The organism is Kurthia sp. Dielmo (genome assembly GCF_000307285.2).
GTDB classification, from domain to species: domain Bacteria; phylum Bacillota; class Bacilli; order Bacillales_A; family Planococcaceae; genus Kurthia; species Kurthia populi.
In genome coordinates, this window is sequence record NZ_HE578956.1 from 344,745 (window position 1) to 367,999 (window position 23,255).

The 23,255-nt window shown below is 37.5% G+C and carries 22 protein-coding genes; 15 read left to right on the top strand and 7 right to left on the bottom strand.

Going from position 1 to position 23,255, the window contains the following annotated elements:
• The first annotated feature begins 12 nt into the window (after nt 1-12).
• Together mgtE and KTHG_RS02050 are read left to right on the top strand one after the other, a co-directional pair.
• Complete coding sequence (gene mgtE / locus KTHG_RS02045; RefSeq protein WP_020189256.1) at nt 13-1,389, top strand: magnesium transporter; 1,377 nt, start codon at nt 13-15, stop codon at nt 1,387-1,389.
• Nucleotides 1,390-1,534: 145 nt separating this feature from the next.
• Nucleotides 1,535-1,837 (top strand): hypothetical protein, encoded by a 303-nt coding sequence (locus KTHG_RS02050; RefSeq protein ID WP_020189257.1) that lies wholly within the window; start codon nt 1,535-1,537, stop codon nt 1,835-1,837.
• 88 nt (nt 1,838-1,925) lie between these two features.
• Here the strand turns inward: KTHG_RS02050 and KTHG_RS02055 are convergent, their stop codons facing one another.
• The 3 genes from KTHG_RS02055 to KTHG_RS02065 all read right to left on the bottom strand — a co-directional run bounded on the left by KTHG_RS02055 (nt 1,926) and on the right by KTHG_RS02065 (nt 3,690).
• Nucleotides 1,926-2,369 (bottom strand): GNAT family N-acetyltransferase, encoded by a 444-nt coding sequence (locus tag KTHG_RS02055; RefSeq protein WP_020189258.1) that lies wholly within the window; start codon nt 2,367-2,369, stop codon nt 1,926-1,928.
• Between the two features lies 1 nt (nt 2,370).
• On the bottom strand, nt 2,371-2,883 hold the full coding sequence (locus tag KTHG_RS02060) for a YjcG family protein (RefSeq protein ID WP_020189259.1): 513 nt from the start codon (nt 2,881-2,883) through the stop codon (nt 2,371-2,373).
• Between the two features lie 84 nt (nt 2,884-2,967).
• Entirely contained in the window at nt 2,968-3,690 is a 723-nt protein-coding gene (locus tag KTHG_RS02065; RefSeq protein ID WP_020189260.1) for an alpha/beta hydrolase, read from the bottom strand.
• Between the two features lie 107 nt (nt 3,691-3,797).
• Here KTHG_RS02065 and KTHG_RS02070 point away from each other — a divergent pair, with 107 nt between their 5' ends.
• From KTHG_RS02070 to KTHG_RS02090, 5 genes are all read left to right on the top strand, one after another.
• On the top strand, nt 3,798-4,343 hold the full coding sequence (locus KTHG_RS02070; RefSeq protein WP_020189261.1) for a phosphatidylglycerophosphatase A family protein: 546 nt from the start codon (nt 3,798-3,800) through the stop codon (nt 4,341-4,343).
• Nucleotides 4,344-4,413: 70 nt separating this feature from the next.
• Nucleotides 4,414-5,253 carry a thermonuclease family protein gene (locus tag KTHG_RS02075; RefSeq protein ID WP_020189262.1) on the top strand — a complete coding sequence of 280 codons (840 nt, stop codon included), beginning with the start codon at nt 4,414-4,416 and terminating at the stop codon, nt 5,251-5,253.
• A gap of 107 nt (nt 5,254-5,360) precedes the next feature.
• Nucleotides 5,361-5,933 carry a histidine phosphatase family protein gene (locus KTHG_RS02080; protein ID WP_020189263.1) on the top strand — a complete coding sequence of 191 codons (573 nt, stop codon included), beginning with the start codon at nt 5,361-5,363 and terminating at the stop codon, nt 5,931-5,933.
• Nucleotides 5,934-6,324: 391 nt separating this feature from the next.
• Complete coding sequence (locus KTHG_RS02085) at nt 6,325-6,945, top strand: DUF47 domain-containing protein (RefSeq protein ID WP_020189264.1); 621 nt, start codon at nt 6,325-6,327, stop codon at nt 6,943-6,945.
• Nucleotides 6,946-6,961: 16 nt separating this feature from the next.
• Nucleotides 6,962-7,960 (top strand): inorganic phosphate transporter, encoded by a 999-nt coding sequence (locus KTHG_RS02090; protein ID WP_020189265.1) that lies wholly within the window; start codon nt 6,962-6,964, stop codon nt 7,958-7,960.
• Between the two features lie 228 nt (nt 7,961-8,188).
• Here KTHG_RS02090 and KTHG_RS02095 read toward each other — a convergent pair whose 3' ends face one another.
• Nucleotides 8,189-8,611, bottom strand: a complete 423-nt coding sequence (locus KTHG_RS02095; protein WP_020189267.1) for an Ohr family peroxiredoxin — start codon at nt 8,609-8,611, stop codon at nt 8,189-8,191.
• Nucleotides 8,612-8,765: 154 nt separating this feature from the next.
• On the opposite strand from KTHG_RS02095, the gene KTHG_RS02100 reads away from it, so the two are divergent.
• Complete coding sequence (locus KTHG_RS02100) at nt 8,766-10,142, top strand: aldehyde dehydrogenase (RefSeq protein WP_020189268.1); 1,377 nt, start codon at nt 8,766-8,768, stop codon at nt 10,140-10,142.
• 41 nt (nt 10,143-10,183) lie between these two features.
• Here the strand turns inward: KTHG_RS02100 and KTHG_RS02105 are convergent, their stop codons facing one another.
• Entirely contained in the window at nt 10,184-11,806 is a 1,623-nt protein-coding gene (locus KTHG_RS02105; RefSeq protein ID WP_255512325.1) for a two-component system sensor histidine kinase NtrB, read from the bottom strand.
• 98 nt (nt 11,807-11,904) lie between these two features.
• Here KTHG_RS02105 and KTHG_RS02110 point away from each other — a divergent pair, with 98 nt between their 5' ends.
• The 5 genes from KTHG_RS02110 (at nt 11,905) to KTHG_RS02130 (ending at nt 18,289) form a co-directional block, all read left to right on the top strand.
• Nucleotides 11,905-12,963 carry a M42 family metallopeptidase gene (locus tag KTHG_RS02110; protein WP_020189270.1) on the top strand — a complete coding sequence of 353 codons (1,059 nt, stop codon included), beginning with the start codon at nt 11,905-11,907 and terminating at the stop codon, nt 12,961-12,963.
• A 4-nt stretch (nt 12,964-12,967) separates the two neighbouring features.
• Nucleotides 12,968-14,440 carry a UDP-N-acetylmuramoyl-L-alanyl-D-glutamate--2,6-diaminopimelate ligase gene (locus KTHG_RS02115; protein ID WP_020189271.1) on the top strand — a complete coding sequence of 491 codons (1,473 nt, stop codon included), beginning with the start codon at nt 12,968-12,970 and terminating at the stop codon, nt 14,438-14,440.
• A 143-nt stretch (nt 14,441-14,583) separates the two neighbouring features.
• Nucleotides 14,584-15,834 carry a LysM peptidoglycan-binding domain-containing protein gene (locus tag KTHG_RS22040; RefSeq protein ID WP_020189272.1) on the top strand — a complete coding sequence of 417 codons (1,251 nt, stop codon included), beginning with the start codon at nt 14,584-14,586 and terminating at the stop codon, nt 15,832-15,834.
• 196 nt (nt 15,835-16,030) lie between these two features.
• Nucleotides 16,031-17,605, top strand: coding sequence for a peptide chain release factor 3 (locus KTHG_RS02125; protein WP_020189273.1), 1,575 nt, complete (start codon nt 16,031-16,033; stop codon nt 17,603-17,605).
• 138 nt (nt 17,606-17,743) lie between these two features.
• Nucleotides 17,744-18,289, top strand: a complete 546-nt coding sequence (locus tag KTHG_RS02130) for an NADPH-dependent FMN reductase (protein WP_020189274.1) — start codon at nt 17,744-17,746, stop codon at nt 18,287-18,289.
• 137 nt (nt 18,290-18,426) lie between these two features.
• Here the strand turns inward: KTHG_RS02130 and KTHG_RS02135 are convergent, their stop codons facing one another.
• A complete protein-coding gene (locus tag KTHG_RS02135; protein WP_020189275.1) occupies nt 18,427-19,773 on the bottom strand; it encodes a hypothetical protein in 1,347 nt (448 codons plus the stop codon).
• Nucleotides 19,774-19,789: 16 nt separating this feature from the next.
• Nucleotides 19,790-20,452 carry a hypothetical protein gene (locus KTHG_RS02140; RefSeq protein WP_020189276.1) on the bottom strand — a complete coding sequence of 221 codons (663 nt, stop codon included), beginning with the start codon at nt 20,450-20,452 and terminating at the stop codon, nt 19,790-19,792.
• 414 nt (nt 20,453-20,866) lie between these two features.
• Between KTHG_RS02140 and KTHG_RS02145 the strand changes: the two genes are divergently transcribed.
• Complete coding sequence (locus tag KTHG_RS02145; protein WP_020189277.1) at nt 20,867-21,637, top strand: TerC family protein; 771 nt, start codon at nt 20,867-20,869, stop codon at nt 21,635-21,637.
• A gap of 224 nt (nt 21,638-21,861) precedes the next feature.
• Complete coding sequence (locus KTHG_RS02150) at nt 21,862-23,220, top strand: TrkH family potassium uptake protein (RefSeq protein ID WP_020189278.1); 1,359 nt, start codon at nt 21,862-21,864, stop codon at nt 23,218-23,220.
• Nucleotides 23,221-23,255 lie beyond the last annotated feature (35 nt).

Below are 23,255 nucleotides of genomic sequence, written 5' to 3' on the forward strand. Positions count from 1 at the left end.
GGAGGGGACAATATGGCAGAAGAGCTAAAGGACCGTCAGGAAGAAGCATTTGATGAAGCGCGCTTGATTTCACTTTTGACAGAAGGAGAAATTGTGCTGTTTCGCGAAGAATTTTTAGACCTTCACCCATACGACCAAGGTCAATTTTATGAAAGGGTGGAGCCTGATATACGTCAGATCATTTATCAATATTTGTCCCCAAAAGAATTGGCAACGATTTTTGAGGCGATTGAGTTAGATGATGAGGAATACCCAATCTTTATCGCAGAAATGGAGCCAAGCTATGCGGCAGAAATGCTATCGGAAATGTATACCGATGATGCTGTCGACGTATTAAATGAGCTGGACCAAGACCAAACAAGTCATTTTTTAAAAATGATGGACTCAGAATCTGCACAAGACATTCGAGAATTATTACATTATGAAGAAGATACAGCAGGTGCCTTAATGACGACAGAATATGTTGCCGTTGCAGAGAACTCGACCGTTCGCTCAGCGATGACGATTTTGCGTAATGCCGCACCTGATGCAGAAATGATTTATTATATTTTTGTGGTAGACGACCGCAATCGATTGACGGGCGTTTTGTCATTAAGAGATTTAATTGTGGCGTCAGAAGATACGCTTATTCGAGACATTCGAAACGAGCGTGTCGTGAGCGCACAAGTAACAGATGACCAAGAGGATGTCGCACAAGTGATGCGTGATTATAACTTTGTGGCGTTACCAGTTGTTAATTCACGCAATGAAATTTTAGGGATTATTACCGTCGATGATATTATCGATGTTATCGATGAAGAAGCGGGCGAGGATTACTCAAAACTTGCCGGGGTATCTGATATGGAAACCTTCGATAAAAGTCCTTTTTCAGCGGCAAAAAAACGATTGCCTTGGCTTGTTTGTTTATTATTTTTAGGCATGATTACGGCCAATTTAATCGATTTATTTACCGGCACTTTAGCAAAAGTCGCGTTACTTGCAGCATTTATTCCACTGATTGGCGGTACATCCGGAAATAGTGGTACGCAGGCACTAGCCGTTGCTGTTCGTGGTATTGCGACAGGGGATGTCGAAGAAGAAAGTAAAATGAAACTTGTCATTCGAGAGCTGCTTACGGGTATTATTATGGGGCTTGTATGTGGTGTCATTGCGCTTGGTATCGTATTCTTCTGGCAACATGAGCTACTTCTTGGCGCGCTTGTCGGTGTTGCCATTTGCTGCTCGATTGTTGTTGCAACCGTTGCGGGAACATTGATTCCATTAGTGATGGACCGCATGAAAATTGACCCTGCTGTTGCATCCGGTCCATTTATTACGACATTAAATGATATTACGAGTATTTTAATTTATTTAGGTATCGCAACTTTATTCATAGATAAGTTGATGTGATAAAAAACACAGGAAAGTATTGAGAAATATACTTTCCTGTGTTTTTTTTTATTTCCTTAGAACTAATAATGAAAAATGGAACATAGACCTAGTTTGTAAAACCTCTTCAGAAGGAATAATAAATTACAAAAAGGAGGTAGTTAGTATGGGCTATATTTTACCGACCACACCGTTGCAATATGCGGATTATGCTAATCGTTTAGCTTTGAAAGATCAGCGTTTTACTTATATTGAAGGGGTGCAAGCAGTAGAGGCACAGCAGCGTTTTCATGCGGAGGTACGCAGACAGCAAGAGCGCTTGTTGATGAAGCAAGAGCGTGAAAAACGCCGTCAGCATATTCCCGTTCCTACTGCTACCTCTACAGAAGAAGTAGTCAGGTATCGACCAAAACCAATGTCGACGGCAGAAATTGTTGGCAAAGGCTTTGTTATCAATGCATATGCATAATTATATATGCCTGTAGCGGGTTGCTACAGGTTTTTCTATGCGCAAAAAAGGCAGGAATCGTTACTAAACGATTTCTGCCTTTGCATGTTTAAATTTCTTTTTCAATCGCACGATGCGGAATATAATTATCCATAAACTCGGGCGATGTGACGCGAAATCCTTGCTTTTCATAAAAGGGAATCGCATGAATTTGTGCATGGATTTTAATTAAAGAGACATTCGGGAAATTTTCACGGATAAATGCTTCGATTGTCTGCATCATTTGGACACCAATTTGCTTACGTCTAAATTTCGGTAGTACCGAAAGACGTTCGACTTTTACGCTGTATGATTTCTCATCAACGATAATTCGACTTGCTGCGATTGGTGACTCATTATAATAAGCAACAATATGTGTCGCAATTTTATCGAGGTCATCCATTTCAAGTGGCAATGGAAGTCCTTGTTCTTTAACGAATACCTCTTTTCGAATAAAAAAGGCATCTTCTTTTTCTTGCTCAGATTGTGCGATTTTGACAATGACATCTTGCAAATTACTCACCTCGTAAACGGTACGTTTCGTAAACTGACCAAGAACCATTTTCTAGTTGGTAAAGTAAATGAATGCGGCTAATTGTTTCTGTGAAATCGATATTTCCCATCCCAATTTGACCGAAAATGTCATCGTGCTCACTAGCAGATAGCCCTTGTGCTAATGTAATATGTGGCACAAATTTATGTGGTGGTTGACCACCAAAAGGCTCTTTATATAGCAGTTCATGGATGTTTTCTAGCTCAGGTGTTGGATCGATTTTTAGATAAATCGCATTTGTAACAGGTGAGAATGAACTCGCTTTTCCAATATGAATTTCAAACGGTTTTAACTGACTAGCTGATTCATGCAGTTGTTCTGCAAGCTCTTGTAACGTTGTGTCGTTGGCCTCACCAGCTGAGCGCAATGTAATATGCGGCGGAATCTGTGCGTAGTGTGAGTCATAACGTTTGCGATAAGAGTTCGCAAAATCTTGTAATTCTTTTGATGGAAAAGCAACAATACCATAATTCATGAAAAAAGCCTCCTTAAAATAACAGTTATCGTAATTTTTAGTATAACAGAAAAACGGCGAAAAATTTAGCGAGAGCATAGGGAATTACAGCAAAAAGTTTTGTATGAAGGCGCGGTGTAGGTCAGGCTGCCACGTTTTCCACGTATGGTCACCTTCTAATTCGATATAATACAAATTAAATTCACGTGCCACCATTAGTGCATGTAGCTCGCGGTTAGGCGTTAGAAAATCTTTTATTTTATGGTCAGTTGTGCGCACTTCTGTTTCTTTTTTGCCAATTGCATGATAGATTGTATAGTCCTGAACGTTTTGTACATTCCGAACAATTTCCATTACTTCTTCATTGACATAAGGAGAATGCATAATGACATGGTGGAATGTTTCAGGATGACGAAGTGCTGCAAGTAGTGAAATGGTTGCGGCTTGTGAATCGCCTATTAATGTACGAGCTTCTGGCGCATCTTCGGTTGAATAATTGTCGTCTAAATAAGGAATGAGCTCCTTTGTTAGAAATGTTAGATAGGCCTCATGTTTAATGCCACTAGGTAAATATTTATCGCGGCGGTCTTGGACACTTTTATAAGGAATTGCGACAAAAATGGTGTCTTCGATATCACCATTTTCAATCAATTCGTTCATGACTCCTGAAACACGACCAAGCTGGATATAATCTTTGCCATCTGCAGCAATAATGACAGGATAGCTCATCATTGGGGTGTAGTCTGCAGGTAAATAAATATAAATTGTTAGTTCTTCAGCTAACGAATCGCTGTAAAATGAAAATTCTTTGATGGTACCAGTTTCCACGAAAGAAACCTCCTTTATCAATTGTAGGAGAATTGTATCATACAATCATAGTAAGTTATAATAGGAAGCATTGAGATAAATGCAACATAGAAAGAAGGAATTAATTTATGTTTAATCGCGCGTTAAAAGTACCGTCTAAAGAAGTAACAGAAGCCACATATAAGGCGCTTGAACGTCGTGGTGTGACTGTACGGGATATCGCCGAAATTGTCTATACTGTGCAAGCACCGTATAGTAAAGGCCTGACAATCGAGCACTGTGATCAATCGGTGCATAAAGTATTAGGGAAACGTGAAATTCAGCACGCTGTTTTAGTCGGCATTGAACTAGATGAATTAGCGGAAAAAGGCTTATTATCACAGCCATTACAGCAACTAATTGTTTCAGATGAAAGTTTATTTGGAATCGATGAAACGATTGCGGTTGGAGCAGCACAATCATATGGTAGTATTTCACTGACGACATATGGCCATTTAGATAAAGAAAAAATCGGTATCATTAATAAATTAGATGTCAAAGATGGTGACAAGGTTCATACATTTTTAGATGATTTAGTCGGTAGTATTGCAGCGGCGGCATCATCACGTTTAGCACACCAAATTCGTGATTTAGAAGAACGTGGCGAGACATTGCCACAATATGAATTCGTTTAAAACGCAAGGGTTGCATTGTCAGCCCTTTTTTTATTCGTTAAAATAAACGGAGTGAGAGGGAGGACGTTATATGAAAAAAATAATAGGATTATTCGTGGCAGCTGCGCTATTTGTATTAGCAGGTTGTACAGAACCGAACACGTTGACATCATCAACTACGGGTTCAAACGAACAAAAAATAGTAGGCGAACAAGTGGAAGTTGTTAGTGTCATGGATGGCGACACAATGAAGGTAAAGTATGATGGTAAAGTATCGAGCGTGCGTTTTTTATTAATTGATGCACCAGAAATGTATCATAAACAGCTCGGAGAACAGCCATTTGGGAAAGAAGCCCAAAAGCGAAATCGTGATTTAATTAATAACGCGGAAGTAGTGTCACTTGAGTTTGATAAAACGGGTGACAAAGAAGATAAATACGGTCGTTTATTAGCATATGTTTATGTGGACGGTAAAAGTGTACAGGAGCAGCTAATTAAAGAGGGACTTGTACGTGTAGGCTATGTTTACAACAAACAAGCTGCACATTTAGATGATTATTATAAGGCGCAGGATGAAGCGAAAGCAGCGAATCGCGGGATTTGGCAATATCCAGGCTATGTTACAAATCGCGGCTTTGTAAAATCAAAAGTGCCAGGCTGGTCAGCAGGACAAAATCCAGATAAAAATGGCTCATTAGAAAAATCTGTATCAACAAATAAAGCAACTCAAGCACAATCTAAAACAACATCTTCAACAAATAATTCATCAACGAAATCAGATGAGGCTTGTACAATTAAAGGAAATATTAATGCCAAGGGTAATAAAAATTACTTCCTTCCAGGCACAAATAATTACGATAATGTACAAGAAGAAAAAATGTTTTGTAGCGAAGAAGAAGCACAAAAAGCAGGATTTAAAAAAGGCTCATAATCAACAAATAGCGTTCTCTTTAGAGAGCGCTATTTTCATATGAAAAGATGCCTGAATTCCAATTTTTGTGTTACTATGAAGTGACTAAACAAATGGGGTGGAAAGCGATGACAAAGGTCTATGTAGTACGACATGGCGAGACGGATTGGAATCGCCAAGGCCGCTTACAAGGGGCAACAGATATACCATTAAATACGAGTGGCATTGCTCAGGCGACCGCATGTAGAAATTATTTTCATGACAATAAAGCAGTCGCTATTTTTACGAGCCCCCTGAAACGTGCTTCGGATACGGCCGCGATTATAAATGAGCCATTTCAGTTACCAATTACCCAATTATCAGCGTTTCAAGAGCGTGCATTTGGCCAAGCGGAGGGGATGACGTATGAAGAACGTTCAAAAGTGTATCCTAGAAAAAATTATCCGGGCCAGGAATCATTTTCACATTTTATTGCACGCTTAAAAGAAGGTTTACGTATTATCAAACAGCAATATCCGAACGATGCTGTTATTTTAGTGGCACATGGTGCAGTTATTCATAATTTATTTCAAATTGTTGAAAACGATGATCTGTTCCCGCAAAATGCAAGGCTATCTAATGGAGGCATTAGTACGATGTATACAAAAGATAGCAAGTGGTGGCTTGGAAAGTACAATGAAACCCATCATTTAATGGTATAACTCCTTAAAAAGAGCAGTCTCATGAGCAATGTGAGCTGCTTTTTTTGTTGAAAATTAGTTTGTAAATTGTAAAAGGCGAAATGTCATGAAAAAATGGGTATACTGTTTGAAAAGACATTCATATTATCTTTTTAAAGTCTTATTCAGCTATTTTGTGAGGAATAATACTAAATTTACCAACATTTTTTCCAAAAAATGAACGGTAATATTACAGAATTGTAAATATTGCATTAAGTAATGTAAATTTCAAAGCAACGGAATTAAAAAATTGTTAAGATGACTAAGGCAAGCGACAAAAGCTAGAGGGCTACGCCGTTGAACTAGGAAATACGAGGCTGTAAACAGCTTCATTTTTATAAAAAAGAAAACACACAAGCTCTAGGAGGAACTTATGTTTAATCGAAAAAAAGACGATCCATTCTTTAACAAATTAGCGGAAATTGCAGTGAATGTTCAAAAAGGTTTACACTTCGCAAATGATTTCCACATCCATAACAAAGAAGATCTAGCTGAGATTAGCAAGCAGATGAAACAATATGAAACAGATGGTGATAAGTTAATTCATGAATTAATCGTGATGTTAAACAAATCATTTATGACGCCAATCGAGCGTGAAGATATTTTACAACTTGCGAACAGCATGGATGATGTATTAGACGGTATGGAAGAATGTATCGCCCACTTTGACATGTTTGGCATTGTTGAAGCAGACGATTCGATGAACAGATTCGTAGAAAATATCGTAGCAAGCTCAGATGAAATTGTGTTAGCAATGGAGAAATTGCAAAACAAAAAATTAGTTGAGATGCGCGAAAATGCTATTAAAATTAAAGATTACGAATCAAAATGTGATGAAGTATTACGAAAATCAATCAAGCAACTGTTCTTACACGAAACAGATCCAATTCGTATTATTCAGTATAAGGATATTTACGAACAACTTGAAGATATCGCGGATGATTGCCAAACAGTAGCCAATACTATGGAAACAATCATCATGCGAAATGCATAAGAGGCAGGCTGATTAGATGGATACACTAATACTTTTAACGCTTTTGGTCGTTGTCTTTGCACTTGCATTTGACTTTATTAACGGCTTCCATGACACAGCAAATGCCATTGCTACATCGGTTTCAACGCGTGCGTTACCACCAAAAACGGCTGTTATTATGGCAGCAATCATGAACTTTGTTGGTGCGATTACATTCACAGGTGTAGCGAAGGCGATTACGAAAGATATCGTTGATCCATTTGCTCTTCAAAATGGAACGCTCGTTATTTTAGCAGCATTAATTGCCGCAATTGCATGGAACTTAATTACATGGTACTTCGGGATTCCATCAAGTTCATCTCATGCAATTATCGGTTCGATTGCGGGTGCCGCAATTGCCGCAGCAGGTTTTGGTATTTTAAACTACGAAGGCTTTATTAAAATTTTACAAGCGTTACTTCTATCTCCGTTTATCGCGATTGCGGTCGGATTCTTGATGATGTCACTCTTTAAAGTTATTTTTAAGGGCTTTAATTTATATAAAACGAATAAAGGCTTCCGTACAGTACAAATTGGTACGGCAGCATTACAAGCTTTCACGCACGGTACAAATGATGCGCAAAAAGCAATGGGTATCATTACAATGGCTTTAATTGCTGCAGGTATGCAATCAGATGATGAGGTACAGGAATGGGTACGTTTTGCCTGTGCACTTGCAATGGGTCTAGGTACGTCAATTGGTGGTTATAAAATCATCAAAACAGTTGGTGGTAAAATCATGAAAATTCGTCCAGTAAATGGTGTAGCAGCTGACCTATCATCTGCTTCAATCATCTTCGGTGCGACATTGATTCATTTGCCAGTATCAACGACACATGTTATTTCTTCAGCTATCATGGGTGTTGGTGCAGCACAACGTGTGAAAGGCGTAAAATGGGGCGTTGCTCGTAAAATCGTCTTAACATGGATTATTACATTACCAATCTCAGCAACATTAGCAGGATTAATTTACTTGCTATTAAATTTATTTGTCTAAATAAAATAAGGACGTTCACATTGAAATTACAGTGTGAACGTCCTTTTTATATATGTGCATACGATTTTAGACAAAATAAAATGGCGGGAGCTCATCTTCCCGCCGAAAAAAACAAACTCGCTCCAGCATCCGGCTGTTATGAGCGAGTAAGTCTGCTATTCAAAAAAGAATAGCAATAGGTTTGGCACCTAATATTTAATTATACAGATGTTTTAAGAAAATGCAACATTAAATTTGTGCTTGTGTAATAATTTCTACATCGATATTGTCACGTGTTGCTTTAGAGTATGGACAATTTTGATGGGCAGTAGCCGTAAGTTCCTCACCAACTTCTTGGGATACACCTTGAATATCAACAACTAGAATGACACCAATTTTAAAACCACCATCATTTTCATCTGATTGTAGGCTAACTTTTGCTGTGACGGTAGAGTCGATTTTGTGGCCGGCTTTTTTCGCTGCTAAGTTGAGCGCGCCATCATAGCAGGCTGCATAACCTGCTGCAAATAGTTCTTCAGGATTTGTTTTTGAAGGATCTTTATCTTTCGCTGGATTTGTGAGGTCGATGTTAATTGAACCGGTATTTGATTCAACATGACCTTCTCGTCCATTTTTCGCTGTTGCTTGTGAAGTAAAGAATACTGTCATCATTCATCATCCTTTCTTGTCGTTATTTATTAGCTTTCCTCCTTTTGGGATGTCTTAAACCGTTTTATTTGGAATAATTTGAGAAGGTCCGAATGGAAGAAAAGCGTGGAAAAGTGATACAATTCAACTAATAGTGAAGTGAAGGGGGAAACAACACGTGGAACATATTGAACATTTAATTGACGAACAACGCCGATATTTTGATAGTGGTGCAACGCGTTCATTAACTTTTCGAAAAGACCAATTGAAAAAACTGAAGAAGGCCATTTCTAGTAACGAGAAAAAGATTACCGAAGCGTTATATCGAGATTTACACAAAAGTGACTTTGAAGCCTTTGCAACAGAAATTGGGATTCTTTACGATTCGATTAGTTTTGCACTGAAAAACCTAGAGGAATGGATGCATCCTGTAACAACATCTACGCCGATTCAATTTCAACCAGGGAAAAGTTTTATCGTACGTGAACCATATGGTGTGACCTGTATTATTGGGCCATTTAATTATCCATTCCAATTAGTCATGGAGCCACTAGTAGGTGCAATTATGAGCGGCAATACAGCGATTGTGAAGCCGGGTGAAACGGCGCCATACACAGCGATGATCGTTCGCCAAATTTTAGAGGAAACATTTGACCGTGAATATGTTGCTGTTGTAGAAGGCGAGAAAGAAGTAGTGCAAGGATTAATTCATGCAGAATTTGATTTTATTTTCTTTACCGGGAGTGTCGCAGTCGGCAAAATTGTCGCTGCTGCCTGTGCAGAGCGCCTAACACCGTATGCCCTTGAGTTAGGTGGTAAGAGTCCAGCTATCGTTGATCAAACGGCTAATTTAGAAGTGGCTGCAAAACGTCTTGCATGGGGTAAATTCACAAATGCTGGTCAAACATGTGTGGCACCAGACTATGTGCTTGTGCATGAATCCGTAAAGGTACCATTTTTACGTCAATTGAAAAAAACGCTGACAAAATTTTACGGTAAAGATCCCCAAAATTCAAAAGACTTCGGTCGTATTATTAATACACGTCAATTTGAACGATTAAGCGCATTGCTACAGCAAATGCAGAGTGAGGTATTGATTGGTGGCCAACAAGATCCTGAAGACCTGTACATCGCTCCTACTGTTTTACAAGATGTAAAATGGAATAGTCCGATTATGGAAGATGAAATTTTTGGCCCGATTATGCCGATTTTAGTGTACGAAGATTTAGAAACGGCAATCCGCTTAATTAAAAAGAAACCAAAACCACTTGCAGCGTACCTATTCTCTGAGTCTGATAAGGCTGTTGATTATTTCTTAGAAAACTTACCATTTGGTGGCGGTTGCATTAATGATACGATTACACATGTTGGCTCACTACATTTACCATTCGGTGGTGTAGGTGAATCGGGCATGGGGAATTATCATGGCCGCGCAAGCTTTGACTGTTTCACACATCCAAAATCAATTTTGAAACGTTCAACAAAACTCGCAAATAATGTGTTATTCCCACCGTATAAAAAGAAAGTCGCATTAGTAAAAACGATTATGCGCTAACTAAAAAACACTTCCAGAGAATACTACCTGGAAGTGTTTTTTTAATTGTTATAAAAAATTGTGCTGAGTGGTAATAGAATTGTAAATTCCGTACCTACACCATATGTGCTTTTAATTTTAATATCTCCTTTATGCTCATGAATGATTTTTTCAGTAATCATCATGCCAAGACCTGTTCCTTTTTCTTTCGTTGTATAGAATGGTTGGAAAATGTTATCAACAACGTCTTTTTTCATACCAATGCCGTTGTCTGAAATTTTTACAACGACGTGCGTAGTAGTGGTTGTCATCGCAAAATCGATATGACCTTCTGCTTCAATGGCTTCAATCGCATTTTTGAAAATATTAATAAACACCTGTTTAATTTGGTTAGCATCCCCTTTGATAATAGCATTTGGTGCATCCCAAACCTCATGAATTGTAATGTTTTTAACATCCATTTCAAGTTTAAAGAGCGCAAGCATATCTTGTAGTATATGCTCAATATTAAAATCTTTTGCATCTTGGGCATGTGGTTTAGATAGCACTAAGAATTCGCTAATAATTAAATTAATACGGTCAATCTCAGATTTAATTAATTTCGTATAGTAAGTATAGGGCGAATTGACATCTTCATTCATCATTTGAACGAAGCCTGAAATAACGGATAGTGGGTTTTTCACTTCATGCGCAACACCCGCTGCAATTTCACCCGCCACTTTTAATTTTTCAGACTGCACACGTAATTCCTCCGCTTCCTTACGATACGAAACATCACGTGTAATAACGGACGTCGCAATAACTTGTCCATTTGCATCGAAAATAGGTGACAATGTTACTTCAGCATCAAAGATAGTGCCATCTTTTTTCATATCTTTTGTTTGGAGTAAGTCAAAGCTTTCACCAGCGACCATATTCGTAATACGTTTTTTCGAAGCTTCATAATAATCTGGCGGAACCATCGGAATTTGTTGACCGATGCTTTCTTCTAAGGACCAGCCATAGAGCTTTACAAAAGCGGGATTGGCGGCAATGACTTTATTATCTAAATCAAAAACAGCAATGCTGTCTTTTGCGTTCTCAAAAAACAATTTTAAATAGCCTTCTTTTGATTCAAACTCTTTTTCCATTGAATCATTTTTTCGTTCGATTGATCGATTTGATGCGTGTAAATACAGTGCTTGAACGAGGCTAAACGTAATAAGAAATAAAATTGAGATGAGGAGCCAAAAGAGTTGCTCGCTAGATAAGGCGCGCCATAGCTCTGGAAATAACCAATACGTTAACAAACCAGTTTCAAGAAACGTCACAATGAGCATGACAACGTTGAGTATGAATGAAAAATAAAGCGAAATAAGCAATAAGTCAAAAATTAGGAATAAAACGTAAAAAGGATTATCGGTATTAATTAGTGTCACGACACCCGTTATATTTAATAAAAGAATGATAAGAGCAGCATTTAAAGGCTCGCTTAATTTTTTTGTTGCAAAAATAATCGAAAAAATACCGCCGATTATAACAAAAATAATTGGAGCGGCAAGTGGATAATCTAGTCCACGAATCATACATAGAAATGTAAATAAAAACATGCCAAGTGTATAAAGAAATAGCAAGAATTGATTTCTTCTACGTAAACTAGTAGAGTTCTTCATAAAGACACCTCGAATACTTGATGATACTATCATACCATGATTTCTCTCTGTCGGAAAAAGGCATATTTTGATATGATGGAAGAATATATTTACGCCTTTCTACTATTTAAAAATAAAGGAGATTTTCTACTGTGCAAATTTTTAATGAAAAAGAAACCATTCAACTATTAGAAACGTTAACAAATACACCAAGTCCATCGGGTTATACGACCAAAATCATGAAATTGATGGCGAGTATGCTAGATGACATTGGTGTATCATATGTACAAACAAATAAAGGTGCGCTTATTGCGACTGTTAAAGGGAAAAATGATGACCGTCATCGTTTATTAACAGCGCACACGGATACATTAGGTGCCATGGTGAAGGAAGTAAAATCTTCTGGTCGCCTTGCATTATCAATGGTAGGTGGTTTCCGCTGGAATGCGGTAGAAGGTGAATATTGTACAATTCATACCGCACGAGGTGAAGCAATTCGTGGTACTATATTAATGCACGAAACATCTGTCCATGTTTACAGTGAAATGGGCACGTTACCACGCGACGAAAAGCATATTGAAGTACGTGTTGATGCGAAGACAACATCAGCAGAAGATACGCGTGCATTAGGTATTGAAGTAGGCGACTTTATTTCATTTGATAACCGTTTTGAGTTTACGGAATCAGGCTTTGTTAAATCTCGCCATTTAGATGACAAAGCGAGTACAACACTTCTTATTCAATTATTAAAATTGATTAAAAACGAGTCAATTGAACTCCCTTACACAACTCACTTTTATATTTCAAACAACGAAGAAATCGGTTACGGGGGAAATGCAAGCGTACCAGAGCAAACCGTAGAGTATATTGCAGTCGATATGGGTGCAATTGGCGATGGCCAACAATCTGATGAATATACGGTTTCAATTTGTGCGAAAGATTCTAGTGGTCCTTACCATTATGAATTGACTCGTCAGTTAGTAGCTCTTGCTAATGCCAATAATATTGAGTATAAGCTCGATATTTATCCACATTATGGTTCGGATGCATCGGCAGCAATTCGCGCAGGCTTTGATGTGCGCCATGCATTATTCGGTGCAGGCATTGAATCATCACATGCTTTTGAACGTACACATGTAGACTCTTTACGCCATACAGCTGCTTTATTATACGCTTATGTTACTTCTCCAATGATCGATGAGGAGGACTAATTTTATGCAAACTACAGAACTATTACATCGCTTAGCGCAAAAACGTATCGTCGGTACACTTCCAGAAGAAGTGCGTAATATGGCGATTGATTCACGTGCAGTAGAAGAAAAAACAATTTTTATTTGTATTAAGGGCTATACAGTAGATGGGCATGATTATGCACAACAAGCTGTTGATAGCGGCGCAACAGTCGTTGTTACCGAGCGCGAACTAGATTTAACAGGTGATGTGGCGCAAGTTATCGTCCGCAGTACAGATCGTACGCTAGGTATTTTAGCGGCGAAATTCTTTGACTACCCATCACAAGATTTAACAATGATTGGTGTTACAGGTACGAACGGTAAAACGACTGTATCGAATATGATTGAAAAAATGCTTCTTGGATTAGGGATTAAATCAGCATTAAAAGGAACAATTGGTTTTGATATTAATGGCACATTATATCAATCTTCAAATACAACAAGTGATGCACTTTCTACCCAACAAATGATTTTCCGTGCAAAATCAGAGCATTGTCGTGCGATGATTATGGAAGTCTCCTCACACGGTCTTGTATTAGGACGTGTAGCAGGTATTGACTTTGATGTCGCGATTTTTACAAATCTCACACAGGACCATTTAGATTTCCATGGAACAATGGAAAACTACGGGAATGCAAAAGGAATGTTATTCTCACAACTTGGCCAAGATTTAACAAAAGATAAACATGTCGTGTTAAACTCAGACGATGCTTGGAGCGAAAAATACGAAACGCTAACACCATTCCCGATTTGGCGCTATGCACTTCACGATGAGACAGCAGACTTCCGTGGTGTGGATATTACGTATCATAATGAACATACAGAATTCACGATGTTAACTCCTGAAGGCGAACGTCATGTGGAATTAAAATTATTAGGTGAATTTAACGTCTACAATGCACTTGCAGCCGTTGCAGCACTTTACGCAAAAGGCTATCCAATCGATGATGTTATCGAGCAATTAGAAAGCTTAACAGCGATTAAAGGTCGTATGGAACGTGTACCAACAGGTGATTTACCAATCGATATTTTCGTTGACTATGCACATACACCAGACGCAATTGAGAAAGCAATCGATGCCGCAATGCCATACAAAAAGAACAAGATGATTTTTGTGATTGGTACAGGCGGTAACCGTGATAAATCGAAACGTCCAGACATGGCACGCAAAGCGTCAAAAGCTGAATATGTTATATTAACAACAGATGATCCACGTTACGAAGCGTATGATTCAATTATGGGCGACCTTGAAAAAGGGATGGAACATAAAAATTATGCATGTATCGGGGAACGTGAAGAAGCGGTGCGTCATGCTGTACAAATGTCTGAACCTGGGGATTTAATCCTCTTTGCAGGTAAAGGCCATGAAGATTATCAAATCATTGAAAACACAAAGTATCCGCATAGCGATGCCCAAATCGCATTAGATGAAGCGGCAAAAAAATACGCTAAATAATTATTGTCGAAAAATGACATAAACATTACAATTATGTGATGTTTATGTCATTTTTTTAGTGTCCTACCCAATTTGAAACATTAATGGTATTCTAATGTTATCTAATAGTAACAGAAAAAGGTTATAGAGAAGGGAATAGTTACATGAATCAAAAAGGCAAATGGCTTGCAGCAGCAATGGCAACCGTTGTGACTACCGCAACACTTGCTTCAACTGTTCAGGCAACAACAGCTGTGCAAAAAGAATCAACAGTAAGCAACTTAACGGCAAATACAGCTGAGGAAAACACAAAAGTTTTAGCAAAAGCGAAAAGTGCAACAGCCACTGTCGAAAGTTTTATTGATCAAGTTTCACCAGATGTTGTGACGCTTTCTCAACAATATGGCATTTATGGCTCGGTTATGATGGCACAGGCGATTTTAGAAAGTAGTTATGGTCGAAGCGCGCTAGCTTCAGCACCAAATTATAACTTATTCGGCATTAAAGGTGACTATAACGGGCAATATGTGAATATGAAAACATTAGAAGATAACGGTAAAGGGCAGTACTACACAATCACAGCAAAATTCCGTAAATATCCTTCTTACAAAGAATCATTAGAAGATAATGCAAAAAAATTACGTTACGGTGTTAGCTGGAACGCAAAATATTATAGTAAAGCGTGGCGTGAAAACGCAAAAACATATAAAGACGCAACGAAAGCCTTAACAGGTACATATGCAACAGATACTCGTTACAACACAAAATTAAACGACTTAATCGCACGCTATGATTTAACACAATTCGATGCACCATTAACAACAGGTTCTACTAGCTCAAATACGACCGTGACACAAACAGGGAATTCGATTTCAAAAGGTACAACCTATGTTGTGAAAAAAGGTGATACGTTAACGAAAATCGCAAAAAAATATAGTACAACAGTGAAAAATCTAACAAGCTGGAATTCATTAAAAACGACAACGATTTTTGTTGGTCAAACCTTATATGTTTCAAAAACAGTACCTACAGTGGATGAAAAAGATACGTCATCGACAAATACGACTGTAACACCAGCAGGTAAAGATACATCAATTAATGTGACAGAAACGTCTAAAAAAGCGACAATTCATACAGTGAAAAAAGGCGATACGTTAACAAAAATTGCGAAAAAGTATGGTACGACTGTAACAAATTTAAAAAAATGGAATGGTTTAAAATCATCAACGATTAAAATTGGTCAAAAATTAAAATTAACAGCAAAAGCAAACATGACATACAAAGTAGTAAAAGGCGACACGTTAACAAAAATTGCGAAAAAGTATGGTACGACTGTAACGAATTTAAAAAAATGGAACGGTTTAAAATCATCAACGATTAAAATTGGCCAAGTGCTAAATGTTACAAAAGCGTAATTGTATGAAAGAGGATAGTGTATTCGAAGCACATCCTCTTTTTTCATGCTTTCATTTTTGATATACTTGATAAGTTAAGTAATAGAACACGAGCATTTGAATTTAAACTAATAGGTGATATCTTATGTAGGTGTACAAGTAGCAGTTATAAATTGAATGATTAATCGTATATTGATTTAAAATAAAGGAGAACAACATGACTACGAATTTAGAACAAGATATTCTTTCACGTCGTACCTTTGCCATTATCTCTCACCCCGATGCTGGTAAAACGACAATTACAGAAAAACTTTTATACTTCGGTGGCGCAATTCGCGATGCGGGTACTGTAAAAGGTAAAAAAACAGGGAAATTTGCGACATCTGACTGGATGGAAATCGAAAAACAACGTGGTATCTCAGTAACATCTTCTGTAATGCAATTTGATTACGATGGTTGCCGCGTTAACATTTTAGATACACCAGGGCACCAAGACTTTTCTGAGGATACGTATCGTACGTTAATGGCTGTCGATAGTGCAGTCATGGTTATTGATGCTGCGAAAGGGATTGAAGCACAAACGAAAAAACTTTTCCAAGTTTGTCGTATGCGTGGTATTCCTATTTTCACATTCATTAACAAATTAGACCGTCAAGGTAGAGAACCATTGGAACTAATTGAAGACTTAGAAGAAGTATTAGGTATCAATGCATATCCAATGAACTGGCCAATCGGTATGGGTAAAGAATTCTTAGGAATTTACGATCGTTATAATCGTCGTATTGAACAATTCCGTACGGAAGAAGAAGACCGCTTTATTCCATTAAATGATGAAGGAACAATTGATGTTGAAAATGATATGACAAAAACGTCTTATTATACACAAGCATTAGATGACATTTTATTATTAGACGAAGCAGGAAATGACTTCTCTGAAGAAGCAATTGAAAAAGGTCAATTAACACCTGTATTCTTCGGTTCTGCGTTAACAAACTTTGGTGTGCAAACATTTTTAGAAACATACTTAAAATTTGCGCCAGGGCCACAACCTCGTTTAACAGAACAAGAAACAATTGTAGAGCCAACAGATAAAGACTTCTCAGGTTTTGTATTTAAAATTCAAGCAAATATGAATCCAGCTCACCGTGACCGTATTGCCTTTGTACGTATCGTTTCTGGTAAGTTTACACGCGGTATGAATATTACGATGAACCGCACAGGCAAATCATTTAAAGTAACACAAGCAACAACATTTTTAGCGGATGATCGTGAAACAGCAAATGAAGCCGTAGCAGGGGATATTATCGGTTTATATGATACAGGGAACTACCAAATTGGTGATACAATCGTTGGTGGTAAAAAGAAATTCCAATTCGAAAAACTACCACAATTCACACCAGAGTTATTCGTACGTGTAAGTGCGAAAAACGTTATGAAACAAAAACACTTCCATAAAGGGATTGACCAGCTTGTACAAGAGGGTGCAATTCAGTACTATAAAACATTATTTACAGAAGACATCATTCTTGGTGCGGTTGGTCAATTACAATTTGAAGTATTTGAAAACCGAATGAAAAATGAATACAATGTGGATGTTATTATGGAACATATCGGCCAAAAAATGGCGCGCTGGATTCGTAATGAAGAAGTAATCAAAGATTCAATGACTGGTCCACGATCAATTTTAGTAAATGATCGTTTTGGCAATAAAGTATTCTTATTTGAAAACCAATTCGCGATGCGTTGGTTCGAAGATAAATATCCAGAAGTTGAGCTATATAGCTTACTATAAGTAAAAGAAGGTGCTTTCCTACTTAGGAAAGTATCTTTTTTTATGGTATTTTGACTTTTATAAGTCAAAATAATTGAAAAATATTACATGAAGCGATACAATCATCTTGAAATTGAGATAAAATGGAGGTCGTAAAGCATGAAAGTAGTAGGTATTGTAGGTTCAGTTCGTAAAGATTCATTAAATAAAGCACTCGCAAATTTTGTAGCAAAACAATTTGAGCATAAATTTGAAATGGAAGTACTGACATTGGAAAATATTCCTTTGTATAATCAAGATATTGAAAATGATGCACCTCAAGAAGTAAAAAGCTTTAAAGAAAAAGTAGCGGCAGCAGATGCAGTGATTTGGTTCACACCTGAGTATAATGGTACGATGCCAGGCGTTTTAGTAAATGCTATTGACTGGCTATCACGTGTTAATCGTGTAATGGTCGGAAAGCCATCATTAGTAATGGGGGCTTCAATGGGTGCATTAGGCACTGTAAAAGCACAAGCACATTTACATGATGTCTTACGCTCACCTGGTATTGACTCTCCATTTTTAGCTGGTGCAAACCAAGTGGTTGTTGGTGCAGCGCATACAAAATTTGATGAACAAGGCAATTTAACGGATGATAACACGGTGAATTTTTTAGACATGGTGACAACAAACTTTGTTGAATTCGTTGAAAAGAATAACTAAAAAGAGGCTAGGAGATACGTCTAAAAACAATCTCTCCTATGATCATAAGAAAAACCGGAATCGCGCAAAAGCGCGGTTCCGGTTTTTCGTTGCGAACGCTAAAAAAGGAACATGACATGTTTTGTCCCAATCTCATTTTAATTTTGTTCCATATTAATTTGTGTATTTAATTCACGCATATAATAGAGCTGCGCATAGGCAAAGTTATGCAGCTCTTTCGCATAAATCGTATCATTATTACTTGAGCTTTGACCAATTGTTGCGACTAAGCCATTGCTCTGAATAAGTTGTTCAATTTGCAAAAGCTGAGCTGTAATATGTGTACGGGGCTGATTACGCCAGAACAGTAAAATTTGTTGGTAATTAAAGCCGACAATACTATGCTGATTCGCCATGAGTAGATGGATTTGCTGTATCAGTTGTTGAAAGCGTGCATCCTTCTCATCGAGCGTATCAATGGTCATCACAGCACAATCGACATGATCGTGTTGTGCTAACCAATCATTGACAATTTGAAATACACCTTTAGCACGGTATGAGCCCATGGCATCATCAAATAGTTGTGTAGCCATCTTATCACGCTGGACATGACGTTGAATATTCAATGTCGTAATATCATCGATACGCTGCTGAGAAGTATTCATCGTTAATGTTGTCAGTACATGATCCATTGAACTTGTATAAGGGTCATCTAAGCGTTTTTTTGCCAATAGTAGATTGGCATGGACGGTATGAACCAAATCAGCCATATGTGAGTTACGTAATAAAATCGCTAATGCTTGTTTTAAATACACCTTTGCTGCAAGTAGCTGCTGGTCTTGTTGTGCTAGTAGCGCTTTTAGACGATAGTATGTTGCTTGGTCACTCGCAAATGGCGTATAGCAAGGTTCTTCAATAATGGTTCGATTACGCTGTATATAGCGCTGTGCTAACGTAAGTTGTCCGTCATAAATAAGTGCTTCACTTAAATTCATTTCAATCCGCATCGCCAAAATAGGATGCTTGATATCATCGCTAAGATGGGTCATACCAATGAGTGCATATTGAATCGCATGGGAATAATCTTTTAATAGTGTTGCTGTATGACACGCGTTACTAAATGATTCGACGATTGCGAGCTGGTTCTTTTTTTTCAGGGCCATTCGACATGCTCGTTTTAGTACATACATTGATTGTTCGTAATAGCCTTGATAGTTATAAATAAACGTTAAATATAAATTTAAAAATAATTTGCTTTGCTCATCATCTAACTCATGACAGAGGTATTCGTAGCGTTCAAAGAAGTGCAATAAAATTTCATATTGTCCTAAATTGGAACTAGCCATCATCATGTAGCGCAGCATGTGAAGCTCAACAAAATCATTTTTTTCTTCAGCAGCGAGTTGATAATAATGAAATGCTTGGTTTTTTGCCTGTTCATAAGCACCTTCACAGCACAGTTGCTCAAGGGATTGAATGATTTTTTCATACTCTTTCGTTTGCATATAATCCCTACTTTCTTTAAACATGATGATTTTCAAAAATAGACCATTGTGTACGAGCGTCTACTAAAGCTTGCTGTAATTGAACTGTTAATGCTTCCTCATGTGTATTCGAATACTGAATGATTTTTCGCAACATACGCCCCTGTAGATTTGTGATTGCAGAAGGCACAGGTTCGATTGCACTATATTTTTCTTCAAAGAGTGGACGAATATCCATATTACGTAATGCTTCATTTTGTAGTACTTCATTCGGTAATGATGAGTTTTTGAAAATATCGCTTAACCAATACGTTAAATAGCGTGTTATGGAAATTGCTGCGATATAAGCACGTGAAGGTTGTTGTTGAATGGCTTCAAATATTGTTGGGAATATTACGTTTTCTCGTACATGTTTTAAAATCAGGTGGCGGACATTAAAAATCATGCTAGTAAGTGGTTCTTCAAAGTATTGATCTTTTGGAATCATTAACATGAAGTAAGTATCTCGAAGTATATCCCATGTTTGAATATGGCTAATTGCTTCATAGTCGATTGTTGTTAATAAAGGGGCATAGTGAAATACTTGCGCCTTAAAATGATTGTAATGACAATCGCTTATGACAAATAAACTTGTTTTTTGCGAGAAAAAAAATTCTAATGTCATGTCCATATTTTTTGTTAATAAAGGGATGTCACTCATAAAATCCTCCTGAATCATTTTCTTATAATTAAGTATAACAAATTTAGTAATGACATCAATAAAATATGATAATTGTTTTTGGATGATAGGTATTTATATGTTAAATGGTTACAATTATATAGTATCAGGACTTAATTTAATTGAAAAAAATGTAAGTTTTCAAAAGCGGTATTTTTTTATTTACTTTTTGAAATAGATGTTGTTATAATAACAGTAACAACAAACAGAATAAACTTTTGACTTCGGTCAAGGGGGAGTAGCTATAGGACGTGTTCCTATCCTTATAATCGTCAGTACATGATCTATAGAGAGATCATCGGTTATAAGAGCAAAACTTTTTTGCTAAGTGAGACCTTTGCCTTTATTTAGGCATGGGTCTCTTTTTGTTTGTTCAAAAAAGGAGGAGAAATCCAAATGGAACTATTATTGGAATATGGTTGGGTACTACTTGTGCTAGTTGCATTAGAAGGGTTATTAGCAGCTGATAACGCCGTTGTAATGGCTGTAATGGTAAAACACTTACCACCAGCACAACAGAAAAAAGCATTATTTTACGGCTTACTAGGTGCATTCGTTATGCGTTTCGCTGCATTATTCATGATTACATTAATCGTCGAATTATGGTGGGTACAAGCAATCGGTGCTGCGTATCTACTATTCATTAGCGCGAAGAATTTATATGATCTGCGGAAAGGGCATGACGATGATGAGCATGTAGATGAAGAAGGAAAGTCAGTGAAAAAAGGCTCTGGCTTCTGGATGACGGTTGTAAAAGTAGAAGCAGCCGATTTAGCATTCGCAATTGACTCAATGCTTGCAGCAGTAGCATTAGCTGTCACACTTCCTCATTGGGGTGAGTGGGAAATTGGCGGTATCAATGGTGGTCAATTCACCGTTATGTTCTTAGGAGGTATTATCGGGCTTGTAATTATGCGTTTCGCTGCACAAGCATTCGTTAAATTACTTCAAAAATACCCACAACTAGAAACAGCTGCTTTCTTAATCGTAGGATGGGTTGGTGTGAAGTTAACAGTTATGACATTAGCGCATAAAGACATTGGTGTATTAGATGAACATTTCCCACATTCATTTGCATGGAAAGCAGTATTCTGGACAGTACTTGTCGTAATTGCAGTCGGTGGTTATATTATGGGTGTTCGTGGTGCGAAAAAAGAACAACACTAAAAATAAATAATAAGCATAAGAGAAGAAGGAATTGCGCGGGCGCGCGATTCCTTCTTTTTGTTAGGAACCGATACATTTTGTTCTAGTATTTTTTTATGGTTGTATATGTAACTATAGGGAATAATATATTGACAATTCTTTCGGATAAGACAGTCTATCTTTTTACAAACTTTTCTCCTACAATAGGATATTATGACGTTAACTAATTGAAAGGACTCGATTTTATGGGAAGTATAAAAAAGATAAAAAAACGTGCAACACCTTTCCAAGTAATCGTTTTATATTATTTTGCGGCGATGACAGTTTCCTTTATCCTATTGAGTTTACCGGGCGTACATAAGCCAGGCGTTCATGTATCCTGGCTTGATAGCTTATTTACAGCTGTTAGTGCGGTTAGCGTAACCGGACTCACGACGATTAATGTTTCTGAAACGTATTCATTATTTGGCATTATCATGTTGCTCGTTGTTTTACAACTCGGCGCGATTGGTATTATGTCAGCGGGTACATTTTTATGGCTCGTTGTCGGGAAAAAAATTGGCTTGCGAGAGCGCCAGCTGATTATGGTCGATCACAATCAATATAATTTATCTGGTGTTGTGCATTTAATTAAAGAAATTATTAAAATTTTATTAAGCATTGAAGCAGTGGGTGCGATAATTTTAACATGTTATTTTTATTTTACTCCGTACCATGATACATTTGGACAAGCGTTACTACATGGTATTTTTGGTGCTGTATCTGCGACGACAAATGGTGGGTTTGATATTACAGGAACATCGATGGCACCGTTTCGTAATGATTATTTTGTACAAGTTGTGCATATGATTTTAATTACACTTGGCGCGATTGGCTTTCCAGTATTAGTGGAAGTAAAAGCATTTTTAAAGCGTAAGCATAATGAGGTATTCCGCTTTTCATTATTTGCAAAAATCACAACGGTTACATATGGCGTGCTATTTGTCGTGGGAACACTTGTCGTATTATTAATTGAATCATTCCATTCATTCAAAGGGATGAGTTGGCATGAGGCTTTATTTGCCGCAATGTTTCAGTCGAATTCGACACGCTCAGCTGGCTTGACAACGGTAGATGTTACGCAATTCCATGAATCAACGGATATGTTTTTAAGCTTCCTCATGTTTATTGGGGCCTCTCCTAGTTCAGTAGGTGGTGGTATTCGCACGACAACTTTTGCGATTGCTGCATTATTTTTATACAACTTTGCGCGTGGTAAGGAAGATATTAAAATCTTCAAACGTGAAATTTATTTAATTGATGTATATCGATCGTTTGCCGTTATTTTATTAGCGTGTATGATGGTGCTCATTTCAACAATGATACTTGCATTGTCTGAAAAGAGTGCAACCTTGATTCAAATTGTTTTTGAAATCACTTCTGCGTTCGGTACATGTGGAATGTCTCTCGGACTGACCGAAGACCTGTCCTCCTTTGGGAAAATCATTATTATGTTACTCATGTTTATAGGACGAGTTGGCTTGATTTCCTTCCTGTATTCACTTGGAGGAAAATCAGAAAAACCAAAATTCCATTATCCAAAAGAGCGTGTGATTATAGGTTAAATAAAAAACAGGAATCCAACTGGGTTCCTGTTTTT